The sequence below is a fragment of the Flavobacterium psychrotrophum genome, from assembly GCF_003403075.1.
GTDB classification, from domain to species: domain Bacteria; phylum Bacteroidota; class Bacteroidia; order Flavobacteriales; family Flavobacteriaceae; genus Flavobacterium; species Flavobacterium psychrotrophum.
In genome coordinates this window covers 4,610,969-4,623,662 of sequence record NZ_CP031557.1, presented here as the reverse complement: position 1 = coordinate 4,623,662, position 12,694 = coordinate 4,610,969, and the positions used below count along the sequence as shown (strand labels likewise).

Below are 12,694 nucleotides of genomic sequence, written 5' to 3'. Positions count from 1 at the left end.
AGCGAAACGTTATTTTCGTTTAATTATATTCAAAAATAACAACCCCCAGGCTAATATAAGTAACAATCCTCCAATAGGAGTGATCCATCCGAATTTAGCAAAATCAAAAGGAAGCAGGGTATTTACAGCCAACAGATAGATGGATCCTGAAAAAAACAAGGTTCCGATTATTACTAATGTAAAAATATGTTTCTTGGTTTTTTCTGTAAGCAATGCAGTAGTGCCAATGAAGAGCAGGAAGAGCGCGTGATAGATTTGATAGCGTACTCCGGTTTCGAATACAAGAACAGATTCCGGCTCCACGATTTTCTTAAGCCCGTGTGCACCAAACGCGCCCAGTATAATTCCTGTAAAACCTAAAAATGCCGCAGTCGTAACTATCTTCTTTTCCATTTTATGTAAAATTAATGACGTAAAGTTAACAACTTCTGAAGATTTAACAATAAAAAAACTTCCTCCAGATATAACATTTTATTACTTTCGTGTTACAAAAAACAACTACTCTGAAATGCGAAATATACTAATTATCGGCGCAGGACGATCGGCAACATACCTCATAGACTACCTGTTAGAAAAATCAGCTCCTGAAAACCTGCACATTACCATAGGCGACCTTTCTGCTGAGCTGGCCGCACGCAAAACTAACGGCCACCCTAATGCCAGGGCTATTGCCTTTGATATATTTAATGAACAGCAACGCCATGACGAAATAAGCCGTGCAGACATTGTAATAAGCATGCTGCCTGCGCACCTGCATTTTGAAGTTGCTAAAGACTGCATAACCTACAAAAAACACATGGTTACCGCATCATACATAAGCCCTGCAATGGCAGATCTTGACACGCAGGTAAAAGAAGCCGGACTGGTATTTATGAACGAATGCGGACTCGATCCCGGCATAGACCACATGAGCGCCATGAAGGTTATTGATGACATTCGCGATAAAGGTGGTAAAGTATTATTATTCGAATCGTTTTGCGGTGGCCTGGTAGCGCCCGAAAGTGATAACAACCTGTGGAACTACAAGTTTACCTGGAATCCGCGCAATGTAGTGCTGGCAGGACAGGGCGGCGCGGCAAAATTTATACAGGAAGGTACCTACAAATACATTCCGTACAATAAACTGTTTCGCCGTACCGAGTTTATGGAGGTAGAGGGTTACGGCCGTTTTGAAGGCTACGCTAACCGCGACTCGCTTAAGTACCGCAGCGTTTATGGCCTTGACAATGCCCTTACGCTATACCGTGGTACCCTGCGCCGTGTAGGCTATTCTAAATCATGGAATATGTTTGTTACCCTGGGTATGACAGATGACAGTTATACTATGGAAAATAGTGAAAACATGAGCTACCGCGACTTTACCAATTCCTTTTTACCGTACCACCCTACAGATTCGGTAGAACTAAAACTGCGCCATATACTAAAGATAGACCAAGACGACATCCAATGGGATAAATTACAGGAGCTGGATCTTTTTAACCCGAATAAGATTGTTGGGCTGCACAATGCTACCCCGGCACAGATACTGGAAAAAATACTGGGCGATAAATGGACGCTGGATCAGGAAGATAAAGACATGATCGTGATGTACCATAAATTTGGCTATGAACTTAACGGCAAAAAAGAACAGATAGACAGCACCATGGTTTGTATTGGCGAAAACCAAACCTATACCGCTATGGCTAAAACCGTTGGCCTGCCTGTTGCTATTGCAGCCCTGCAAATACTAAATGGTAAAATAACTACGCCGGGGGTACAGCTACCCATTACACGAGAGGTTTACACTCCTATACTTGAAGAACTGGAAACCTACGGCATTATTTTTAACGAAAAGCATATGCCATATATGGGCTACAACCCGCAAAACGTGGCGAGCTAAAAAAGCCAAAGCTTCAGCACCTTACAGCCTTCCTCTATCAGGGAAGGCTTTTTTATTTAAAATATAAATATTTGTTTTTCAATACTTTACATTTATGTTTTCAAAAATCAGGTGTTTCTACCTTAAACTACAAGTTTGAATCGGTGTAACCTTGTATGTATAAATAATTACTAATCATACATCTTACATTATGGAACAAACATCTACTACCCAAACAAGCCCGGCAGATAACACGCTGCAATCTGCCGCTTATGCCTTTCATGACCTGGCACTTAAATTTGCGCCAAAAGTTACTTTTTACAAAGATGCCGATGCAGGATCTGAAGAGCGCTACCTTCCCTGCTCTATTGACTTTATACTTGATAAAAGTATTTTAAGGAAACGCGGGGCAGTAACCCATCCGCCCTACAGGACAAACAAAGGAGTGACACCAAGCATGGACTGGTTTAAAGGTGCTTACCACATCATGTTTCAGGATCATGGAGGAAATGGAATCATGCACATTATCTCTACCGATGCTGTAAACTGGAAACAGGCAAAATATTTTCATGTTGCAGATACAAGAACCAGCAGCGGGCCAAGTGTTATTGCCTATAAAGATAAACTGCATCTTTTTTACCGCGATATTGATGGTAATGGCATAATGCACCGTTATTCTAACGACGGCGAAAACTGGTCACCTCAGGAATATATAGGTATTAACGGCGATGGTGTGCCTCATGCCCTTATTGCTAACAACCGTCTTTTTGTTACTACCGTAGACGGTGGAGGTAGCGGCATTATGCTTGCTTTTACTGATAAGGCAGAACCCCGCAGAGCCGATTTTAAAGGCCAGTATACACAGTTTACTACCGGCAGGGGCATGTCGCCTACCATTGCATGGTTTAAAGGTGCCTACCACATTATGTTTCGCGATGGCGGTGGTAATGGCATAATGCACATTACATCTCCCGATGCCGTTAAATGGCAACAAGCTGCAAGTTTTCATGTTGGCAATACAAAAACCAGCGATGGTCCATGCCTTGTAGCAGACCAGAACCAACTGCACTTGTTCTACAGGGATCATGAAGGCAACGGCATTATGTATTGCTCTACAAACGACGGTGTTACCTGGACAGAGGAAGGGTATACCGGCATCAACGGAAACGGGTCGCCTCAGGCAGTAATTGCCAATAACAACATTTATGTAATTACCGCAGATGGTGGCAATAATGATGGCATTATGCTTTACAGCGCCTGGACGGGTATTTCAAGACCTACACAACAGGACCTTGCAACCTATAACGGAAAAGAATATTACCTTGAAATATTGCCTACCGCATTTAGGGGTCAGGCTAATGGCGTCAATATTTCTGCACCAATGTATTACACAGTACGAAGGGTAGATTACAACATAGTGCTTACCTACATTTTTCTATACGCCTACCAGGGGCCTCAAACGGTGAGAGCGTTAAGGGCTGGCAGCAATTTTACCTGTATCATTAGTAATTATGGTATTCATCAGGGCGACCTGGAGTGGATCGAGGTAACTCTAACTCCCGATTGCGAAAATGTAGTAAATGTAGGCTTTGCCGAACACGGCAGTATAACAACACGTTTTTCTCCCGGAGAATATGAAACCGAGGGTAATCACCCTGTGGTAAGGGTTGCAAAAAATGGCCATGCATCATACAACGCGCTAAAATTAAATGACCCCGACTGGATAACCACGTGGGAGGCGAAAGGCGTACCGGTAAATATTATAGACCTGGTTAGTAAAAAAGCGGGTACAGAATGGACTCCATACCTATCTGAAAACCAACTTATACCTGTGGGGCTCGACGACAACGAGAAACTTATTAACCCAGACCAGCCGTGGGCAAAATTTAGTGGACGCATAGGCAATAACCGCATAAACAATTTTAGCAGCGCCACTTATGTAAACAACCAGGGCTTAAATACCGCAGACTGGATATATGTAAAGGGCATTGCTTCAACAGCCGAATTTTTCAACATGATACCGGCAGAGGTCAAAGAAGGTTTTGGTCCGGAAGGACTTTATGCAAGAAATTTTATACGATGGAATGTGTAATTCTACACATAACTACACACTAATTTAAAAAGGCTGCCAGATTTATCTGGCAGCCTTTCTTAAAAATAGCATAACGCACTAATATCTTAAGATTACTTTAGCATACAATATGTAAGCATAAATTGTATTTTTGATTAAAATTTACAATTCATGAAGATAAATTCACTTCAAATTGAAATAGACGGTATTGATAAAGAGATACTACGCGACCTTATGGAAGATGCCCGAAAGCCCATCTTACAAATTGCAAATAAAGTAGGGATATCCGGTGCAGCCATACACCAGCGCCTGCGCAAGCTGGAACAGGCCGGGGTAATATCCGGCTCTAAGTTTATAGTAAATACAAAAGTACTCGGCTACAGCACCATGGCATTTGTAGGCATCTACCTGGACAGGGCTGCGAGTAATGCCGAAGCTGTAAAAGAACTTAAAAAAATACCGGAAGTGCTCGAATGTCACTACACCACAGGAAACTGGAGTATACTGATAAAAATTATCTGCCGCGATAACGAACACCTGATGCAACTACTAAACACTAAAATACAACCCATTAATGGGGTATCGCGCACAGAAACATTTATATCGCTCGACCAGCAGATAGAACGGCAAATACAGTTATAGCATCAAAGGCTGGGTAAAACAAGACAATGATTAAGGGCCGGGTATTGAGAAATTTTTAGAAATGAACTTTAAATACACACCGTCATGAAAAAGAAAAACAAAATTATTTTAATCATTATTTCATTAATGGTTATATGTATCACCAGTGTTTACACGTGTACTTATGATGACAATGAAACACTTGACTCCGACAAAGATGTAACTGACACTATTACCACACCCAACACTGAGCCTGCTACCGCCACTAAAGACCCTTTGGAAAACGAAGGCTATACTAAGATTTATGAAGACAATTTTAACGGTGACCTTTCCGGATGGCAAATATGGAACAGTGGCGCTTTTAATGGGGAGCTTCAGCATTATCAACCGGCTAACCTCGAAGTAAGGAACGGAATTCTAAGCATTACAGCAAAAAAAGAGAGTGTAAGGGGCATAGGAGATCCGCACGGTACCTGGCTGGCAAATTTTGGCTATACCTCAGGAAGAATTGAATCTAACTTTGAATTTGCACCTACAACACCTACACAAAAAATACGCATAAGCGCGCGCGTAAAAGCGGCTCCGGGATATGGCATGTGGTCTGCATTTTGGTCTTACAAAGACCCATGGCCTACACATGGAGAAATTGATATTGTGGAAGCAATAGGGCAGGCACCGCGTTCTTATAATACAGATTACTTTTACGGAGCTAATATAGCCCAGCCTACAACCGTAGACCGCCTTATAGCCAAAATAGTAAATGTTTCTCCAGACATTACACAAGACTATCATATATATGAGGTAATCTGGTCGCGTGATAGCCTCATATATATGTTTGACGGAGAAGCAGTAGAGACAAAACCACATACTGAACCCGGAAACGAATTTATACCCCAATTTCATGGAAAGCCCCAGCATATTGTACTTAATCTGGCAGTAGGCGGTAATATATTCCATAATCTCGACCCTACTTTAATTACTACCGGCACCATGTATGTAGATTGGGTAAAAGTTTACAGGTCTGAATAAACTTATAGAACAGCTCAATTCAAAAAAAACCGCTTCAGTACTACTGAAGCGGTTTTCCATCATATATATAGAAAGGGAGATTAATCCCTTGAACGGCCTCCAAAAACCTGAAGTGCCCAGTACAGTAAACTTGCTACCGCACCTATGGCGGCTACCACATAAGTACGCGCCGCCCATTTAAGCGAATCCTGCGCACCGGCATATTCATTAGGGGCAAGCATATTTTTATTCTTTAGCCATGCCAGCGCCCTGTTGCTGGCATCATATTCTACCGGAAGCGTAATAAGGCTGAACACCGTAGCAAATGCCATAAGTACCAGCCCGGCCACAGCTATGTAAAACCCAAATCCGAATTTTGCGGCAGCGCCCAGTAGAAGCCCACCTATTACAAGCCATTGCGATAAGCCCGAAGCTACATTAACCATAGGCACTAAATTAGTGCGCAGCTTAAGCATGTTATAAGCCGTGGCGTGCTGCACGGCATGGCCTACCTCGTGGGCAGCAACCGCAGCCGCAGCGGCATTGCGCTCATTATATACAGCCTCGCTAAGGTTTACGGTTTTATCCTGCGGGTTATAGTGGTCAGTAAGGCGGCCGGGAGTAGATATTACCCTTACATCATAAATGCCATTATCGTTAAGCATTTTCTGGGCAATCTCTGCACCACTCATGCCATTTTGTAAACGCACGCGCGAGTAAAAATCGAACTTACTTTTTAACTTAGAGCTTACAGCAAAACTTACGAGTGCTATAATTCCTATCAACACATAATATCCTATCATTTCTTCTTTTCTTTTTAATTAGTGTAACAGGTTTACAGCAAAAAGAAAGCCAATCTTTGCAGACTGGCTTTGCTCCTGTTATTTTGTCATACCTGTTGTTACAGATACCATATTACTTTTGCATAGAAACGTCCCTGTCCACCTTCTTTAACGGTATTGGCTACCTGAGCCACCTCAGATCTCCAGCTGGCGCGCGCCACGTTCCACTCATAGCCAGCGGTAAGCCTTAATGGGAATTCACTATCCTGGAATACCCCAAATGAAGCCGATGGCCCTAAATAAACGTTTTGGTTATACAGGCTTATGTGCCCACTGTGTTCTGCAGGGTTAAGGTTATTAAGGTCGATAACATTGCCACGGGTATAGATATTTACGCTATTTAAAACCCACGAAAGGTCTAGCCCTGCTGTAAAGATCATGTCTTTAGACTGCGACACTACATAATGAGGCCTCCATTTAACGCCGGTAGACAAAAAGCGGACACGCTCAGCCGGGGTTTTACCGTCGGCATAGTAATCAACGTTCCACTCCAGGTCAGACGAAAAATCTTTTCCTGTTTTGTTAACACCAATAGACAATTCAAAAGCACCTGCTTTTACCTCCGGCAGGTTAGACGCCTTTAGTTTGTCGTTTAGTTTAAAATCAACAAACTGTGCCCCACCCGCAATGTAAAAGTTGCGCTTAGCGCGATTTGTGTTTGTAGTTGTTGAATCGGTTTTAACCTCTTGTGCGATTGATGACTGAACCCCGAAGAAGCATAATGCCCCTAATAGTAAGATTTTTTTCATGTTGAATGGTTTATATAGATTGATACTTTTGGCAAACCAAAGAGCGTGCCATTTTTTCCTGTTAAATTTCTTAAAATGAAAAATCCGCACATTCGTTTTATGGAATGTGCGGATTCAACCTCACCCCCGACCCCTCTCCTTTGGAGAGGGGAGCAGAGAACGGTATTATAATGATTCCGAAGCATGAAGCAATCTTATAATAATAAGGCAAAAGATTGCTTCGTCGTTCCTCCTCGCAATGACTGAATGCTTGAGTGAAGCTCACTCCCCTCTCCTTTGGAAATCGAAGATTCAACGACTCAAAAAGTCAATAACAAAACAGGAGTTATAGGGGCTGGGGGTGAGGCACTAACCCACAAGATTAATAATCTTGCCCGGCACGATAATTACATTCTTAGGCTGCTGCCCGTTTAGTTGCTGTATGGTGCGCTCATCGGCCATTACGGCGGCTTCAATTTGCTCTTTAGTTAAGTCAAGTGAAAGCTCTATCTTAAAGCGCATTTTACCGTTAAAGGATACCGGGTACTCTTTGCTGCTTTCCACCAGATATTCCGGCTGGAACAGTGGGAACGCCACTTTACTCACACTCCCCTGGTGCCCAAGGCGGTGCCAAAGTTCCTCTGCAATGTGTGGTGCATAAGGCGCAATGATAATGGCAAGCGGCTCCAGTATTAAACGCTCGTGGCAATTGATGGCGGTAAGCTCATTAACGGCGATCATAAACGAACTTACTGATGTATTAAACGAGAAATTCTCGATATCGTCCTGTACTTTTTTGATTGTGCGGTGCAGTATCTTATACGCTTCAGGGCTTGCCGGGTTAGCGGTAACAATAAGTCCGTTATCATCAAAATACAGTTTCCATAGTTTTTTAAGGAAGCCCGAAACACCTGTAATACCGGCGGTATTCCACGGTTTAGCCTGTTCTAAGGGTCCAAGGAACATTTCGTATAAACGAAGGGTATCAGCACCGTAATCCTCACAAATATTATCCGGAGTAACTACGTTGTATTTAGACTTAGACATTTTTTCGACCTCGCGACCTACAATGTATTTGCCGTTTTCATCAGTAACAAACTCTGCATTGTTATAATAAGACCTCCAATTCTTAAAAGCTTCTATATCCAATTCATCGGAAGAATTAACAAAAGACACATCTGCCGGAATTTTATTTACACAGAATAATGTGTTCAATTTTAATATTTCGGTTTGTTCTTTTATAGTTTTATTCCTAAGTTCTAATAACTCAACTATATCTTCAGATATTATCTCTGTAAAATCCAGCGTTGCCAATTTATCAGCTAAATCTTTCTCAAAGAAATTTACCAAAAAGTCATTTTTTATATAGTCCGGATGTTGATTTGAAGTATTCGTTAAGAGACTTTTTGAAAAGAATAGATTATCATCACCCCATCCAAATCCAGATTCATAATCGTAATCATAATTTTGACCATTTATAGCACCACAAAACGTAGGCGACAATCTATAGACAAAAGCACTCGTACCCAATATCATCCCCTGGTTGATCAGCTTTTTAAACGGCTCTTCTTGTTGTACAAAGCCACGGTCTTTAAGGAACTTGTTCCAGAAACGGCTGTACAATAAGTGGCCTGTAGCGTGCTCGCTACCGCCAATGTATAAGTCAACGTTCTGCCAGTAGGCTTCTGCTTTATCTGATACAAACTCATCATCGTTATGCGGATCCATATAACGCAGCCAGTACCAAGAGCTTCCTGCCCAGCCCGGCATGGTATTCAGTTCTAGAGGGAACACCGTAACATGGTCAATAAAGCCGTTAGCTACTACCTTATTTTCGGCAATGCTCCACGCCCATTCAGATGAGTTACCTAATGGTGGTTGACCATCTTCGGTAGGTAAATATTTCTCTACATCCGGCAGGCGAATTGGCAAATGTGCCTTATCTATCATCTGCGGCATACCGTTTACATAATATACCGGGAACGGTTCGCCCCAGTACCTCTGGCGGCTGAACACGGCATCGCGCAGGCGGTAATTGGTCTTGCCCCTGCCCTGCTCTATGCCTTCCAGCGCTTCGATAACTTTTTTGGTTGCCGTTTTATAATCGTCGCCATCCAGGAAGTCTGAGTCCTGAAGTTTTACGCCATCTTTAGCGCCATAAGCCTCAGTGCTGATGTCCTGTCCGTCAAAAATGTTTTTTATCTCAATGCCAAAATGTTTGGCAAAATCATAATCACGCTGGTCGCCCGCAGGTACCGCCATAACTGCGCCTGTGCCGTAACCGGCAAGTACGTAGTCGCCTATCCATACTTGTATTGGCTCCTTAGTAAACGGATGCTCTGCATATGCCCCTGTAAATACTCCCGATATGGTTTTAACATCAGCCATACGTTCGCGCTCGCTGCGCTTTGCAGTAGCTTCTACATATGCGGTTACCGCAGCTTTTTGCTCCGCCGTAGTGATTTTAGCAACCAGTTCGTGCTCTGGTGCCAACGTCATGAACGTAACACCAAAAATAGTATCAGGGCGTGTGGTAAATACTTCTATGTATTGCTCTTCATAGGTATGGTCGTCGAAGTTTCCGGTAAGGTCGCTGATGAAGTTTTTAAGGCCAAGGCCTTCTAAGATGCCCGGATTCTTATCATCTTCAGACCTCACCCCCAGCCCCTCTCCAAAGGAGAGGGGAGCAGCTTCACTCAAATGCTGCTCCTCTTTATAAGATTTGCGGTTGTCTAGTGCTATACGTAGTTTAGAAAGTACTTCATTGATATCATTAAGTACTTCCGCGTTTGTAAAACGAAGTACTTTAAAAGAATGTTTTTGCTCAAGATCTAAAGTTCTTGCTTCATCAAGCCCTTTTTGTTCAGGAGCATCATGATAACCTCCATCCAGTTCAATTACCAGCCTTTTATCTAAAGAAACAAAATCTGCAATGTAGTTGCCAATATAATGTTGTCTTCTTATTTTATATCCAAGCTTTTTATCTCTTACCGCTTCCCACAAAAGTGCTTCTGCTTCAGTAGCCCCTTTTCTGTTAGCCCTGGCAAATTGCACAAGTTCCTTAGCATTGGTGCTATCAGCAGTCATATACCCGGGGCCAGATTCTGTTTGTCCAGCCTGAGTGAAGCTAGCCCCCCTCTCCTTTGGAGAGGGGCTGGGGGTGAGGTCCGAGGTAATAACCCTAAACTTCACACTTGCCCCAACTGATTTTCCTATCCAGTTCCTCTGGCTTTCCTTAAGCGATTCTGTCCAGTCGATGGTATCAAGCCCCTGTAGTAAACGCTCAGCATAAGCTGATATTCGCATACTCCACTGCGTCATCTTTTTACGGATAACCGGGTGGCCGCCGCGCTCGCTCACGCCGTTTATAATTTCGTCGTTTGCCAGTACTGTGCCCAGCGCAGGACACCAGTTCACTTCAGTTTCGGCAAGGTAGGTAAGGCGGTACTGTAGTAAAATACGCTCCTGTTCGGCTTTGGTGTAACCGTTCCAGTCATCAGCCGTAAAGGCAGCAATGTTATCATCGCTTACGGCATTAATATTTGCATTTCCATTTGCTGTAAACTTTGCAGTAAGCGTAGCAATGTCTTCAGCCTTGTCCGTATCTTTATTGTACCATGAGTTAAACAACTGGATAAATATCCACTGTGTCCACTTATAATATTCGGGGTTGCTGGTACGCACCTCCCTGTCCCAGTCGAAAGAGAAGCCTATTTTATCCAGCTGTTCGCGGTAGCGGTTAATATTAGTTTCGGTAGTAATGGCGGGATGCTGCCCGGTTTGTATGGCATACTGCTCTGCCGGAAGTCCAAAACTGTCATACCCCTGCGGGTGCAGCACATTAAAGCCCTGGTGGCGTTTGTAGCGCGCATAAATATCACTGGCTATATAGCCCAGCGGATGGCCCACATGCAGCCCTGCCCCACTTGGGTACGGAAACATATCGAGCACATAATATTTTGGTTTATCAGAGTTATCTTCAGCACGGAAAGTGCCGTCTTCTGCCCAGAATTTTTGCCAGCGGGCTTCAATTTCGTTGTGGTTGTAGCGCATACTTAGTCTTAAAGTTGAAAGTCATAAAGTCGTAAAGCCCCCGTATGGAAGGCTCAGCAGCTCAGCAGCTCAATGGCTCAGCGGCTAAAAGAAGCAAATTTACGGTTATTGTACGAATGTAGAAACTTTGGGCGTTATAAACTATGACTTCCCGATTAGTTTATTTATTTTTACCGCTAAATTCCAAAAAACCTATGGCATCATCTTTTGAAAAGTTCCAGAAACGCAGGGTAATATCGTCGTATTTCTCTGTAGTACTGTGTATTTTCATCGTGCTTACCCTGCTGGGAGCGCTGGGATTATTTGTTATTAATACCGAGAAAATTTCGGGCTACGTTAAGGAGAACATCCCCATGACGGTATACTTTAAGCGCGAAGCTACCGATAGTGTTACCAAGGCTTTTGGCACACGCCTGCAAAACAGCGCCTTTATTAAGGACTACAAGTTTGTAAGCAAAGAAGACGCTGCCAAAAACAACCCGGACCTTATGGCTGATGCCGAAACCCTGCTGGACGAAAACCCGCTTCTGGATTCGTACGACATCCACCTTAAGGGCGATTTTGTACAAAAGGACAGCATTAAAGACATCGAAGTAGAGCTGCGCAGTGACCCTGCCGTGGGCGACATTAGCTATGATAATGTACTGGTAGACAAAGCCAACGAAAACATAAACGAAATTACATTCTGGATATTGATTATTAGCGGCGTACTGGCTATTGTGGCTATGCTGCTTATAAACAGCGCGCTTAGGCTATCCATATATTCGCACCGTTTTACGATCAAAACCATGCAGATGGTAGGCGCTACAAAATCGTTTATCCGTAAACCGTATATCTGGAAAGGCATTAAACTGGGACTAATAGGGTCGCTGTTAAGCATACTGGCACTTATTTATTTAGTATACTGGTTAGATGGCGCGTTCCCGGAACTAACCATTTGGAAAGACTGGATTCCTACAGCCATTGTACTCGCAGGCGTACTGGGCTTTGGCATCATCATCGCAACAATAAGTACATTTTTTGCCACACAACGCTTCTTGAATTTAAGGACAGACGATTTGTATTAGATTGTTTGAGAAGACGGATAGATGACAGACGCTTTTCTATTCTAAATTTTGAATGATGAATTTTAAATAACGGCAGCCGTGTAGCTGACTTTATAAACTTTAAGACTTTAAAAACTTTACAACTCATAATGGAAAACAACCCTTTAAAAACCGAGTTCCTTTTTGAAAAGGTAAACTACAAAATATTACTTATAGGCCTTGCTGTTATAGCACTTGGCTTTATACTAATGAGTGGCGGCGGTAGCGCCGACCCTAATGTTTTTAATGAAGATGAGCTTTTTAGCTGGAGAAGGATACGCCTTGCACCTACCGTAGTAATTATTGGTTTTGGCGTTACCATATATGCCATACTAAAAAACCCAAATCCGAAAGCCGTTACTGTTAATTCAGGCGAAACATTTCCGGAAGATAAAGCCATCAAAAACTTTAAAAACACAAAATAATAC

General features: G+C 42.9%; 10 protein-coding genes. 6 read left to right on the top strand and 4 right to left on the bottom strand.

Going from position 1 to position 12,694, the window contains the following annotated elements:
- Positions 1–9: 9 nt before the first annotated feature.
- The gene (locus DYH63_RS20120) at positions 10–393 is read right to left on the bottom strand and encodes a DUF423 domain-containing protein (protein ID WP_116790500.1); all 384 of its coding nucleotides are present in this window, start codon (positions 391–393) and stop codon (positions 10–12) included.
- A 115-nt stretch (positions 394–508) separates the two neighbouring features.
- On the opposite strand from DYH63_RS20120, the gene DYH63_RS20115 reads away from it, so the two are divergent.
- The 4 genes from DYH63_RS20115 (at position 509) to DYH63_RS20100 (ending at position 5,579) form a co-directional block, all read left to right on the top strand.
- On the top strand, positions 509–1,879 hold the full coding sequence (locus DYH63_RS20115; protein ID WP_116790499.1) for a saccharopine dehydrogenase family protein: 1,371 nt from the start codon (positions 509–511) through the stop codon (positions 1,877–1,879).
- A 190-nt stretch (positions 1,880–2,069) separates the two neighbouring features.
- Positions 2,070–3,950: a glycoside hydrolase family protein gene (locus tag DYH63_RS20110; RefSeq protein ID WP_116790498.1), complete on the top strand. Its 1,881-nt coding sequence runs from the start codon at positions 2,070–2,072 to the stop codon at positions 3,948–3,950.
- Positions 3,951–4,100: 150 nt separating this feature from the next.
- Positions 4,101–4,571: an Lrp/AsnC family transcriptional regulator gene (locus DYH63_RS20105; protein WP_116790497.1), complete on the top strand. Its 471-nt coding sequence runs from the start codon at positions 4,101–4,103 to the stop codon at positions 4,569–4,571.
- An 84-nt stretch (positions 4,572–4,655) separates the two neighbouring features.
- Positions 4,656–5,579, top strand: a complete 924-nt coding sequence (locus DYH63_RS20100) for a glycoside hydrolase family 16 protein (protein ID WP_116790496.1) — start codon at positions 4,656–4,658, stop codon at positions 5,577–5,579.
- An 80-nt stretch (positions 5,580–5,659) separates the two neighbouring features.
- Here DYH63_RS20100 and DYH63_RS20095 read toward each other — a convergent pair whose 3' ends face one another.
- From DYH63_RS20095 to DYH63_RS20085, 3 genes are all read right to left on the bottom strand, one after another.
- Positions 5,660–6,361 carry a zinc metallopeptidase gene (locus DYH63_RS20095; protein WP_116790495.1) on the bottom strand — a complete coding sequence of 234 codons (702 nt, stop codon included), beginning with the start codon at positions 6,359–6,361 and terminating at the stop codon, positions 5,660–5,662.
- Positions 6,362–6,459: 98 nt separating this feature from the next.
- Positions 6,460–7,149, bottom strand: coding sequence for a hypothetical protein (locus DYH63_RS20090; RefSeq protein ID WP_116790494.1), 690 nt, complete (start codon positions 7,147–7,149; stop codon positions 6,460–6,462).
- A gap of 348 nt (positions 7,150–7,497) precedes the next feature.
- Entirely contained in the window at positions 7,498–11,181 is a 3,684-nt protein-coding gene (locus DYH63_RS20085) for a leucine--tRNA ligase (protein ID WP_116790493.1), read from the bottom strand.
- Between the two features lie 194 nt (positions 11,182–11,375).
- Here DYH63_RS20085 and DYH63_RS20080 point away from each other — a divergent pair, with 194 nt between their 5' ends.
- Together DYH63_RS20080 and DYH63_RS20075 are read left to right on the top strand one after the other, a co-directional pair.
- Positions 11,376–12,248, top strand: a complete 873-nt coding sequence (locus DYH63_RS20080; RefSeq protein WP_116790492.1) for a cell division protein FtsX — start codon at positions 11,376–11,378, stop codon at positions 12,246–12,248.
- A gap of 128 nt (positions 12,249–12,376) precedes the next feature.
- Positions 12,377–12,691, top strand: coding sequence for a DUF3098 domain-containing protein (locus DYH63_RS20075; protein WP_116790491.1), 315 nt, complete (start codon positions 12,377–12,379; stop codon positions 12,689–12,691).
- Positions 12,692–12,694 lie beyond the last annotated feature (3 nt).

Bases quoted from the DNA above. Each gene is read 5' to 3' on its own strand.
- DYH63_RS20080 (WP_116790492.1), top strand. From the start codon at position 11,376: ATGGCATCATCTTTTGAAAAGTTCCAGAAACGCAGGGTAATATCGTCG.
- DYH63_RS20085 (WP_116790493.1), bottom strand. From the start codon at position 11,181: ATGCGCTACAACCACAACGAAATTGAAGCCCGCTGGCAAAAATTCTGG.
- DYH63_RS20095 (WP_116790495.1), bottom strand. From the start codon at position 6,361: ATGATAGGATATTATGTGTTGATAGGAATTATAGCACTCGTAAGTTTT.
- DYH63_RS20105 (WP_116790497.1), top strand. From the start codon at position 4,101: ATGAAGATAAATTCACTTCAAATTGAAATAGACGGTATTGATAAAGAG.
- DYH63_RS20110 (WP_116790498.1), top strand. From the start codon at position 2,070: ATGGAACAAACATCTACTACCCAAACAAGCCCGGCAGATAACACGCTG.
- DYH63_RS20120 (WP_116790500.1), bottom strand. From the start codon at position 393: ATGGAAAAGAAGATAGTTACGACTGCGGCATTTTTAGGTTTTACAGGA.
- DYH63_RS20075 (WP_116790491.1), top strand. From the start codon at position 12,377: ATGGAAAACAACCCTTTAAAAACCGAGTTCCTTTTTGAAAAGGTAAAC.
- DYH63_RS20090 (WP_116790494.1), bottom strand. From the start codon at position 7,149: ATGAAAAAAATCTTACTATTAGGGGCATTATGCTTCTTCGGGGTTCAG.
- DYH63_RS20100 (WP_116790496.1), top strand. From the start codon at position 4,656: ATGAAAAAGAAAAACAAAATTATTTTAATCATTATTTCATTAATGGTT.
- DYH63_RS20115 (WP_116790499.1), top strand. From the start codon at position 509: ATGCGAAATATACTAATTATCGGCGCAGGACGATCGGCAACATACCTC.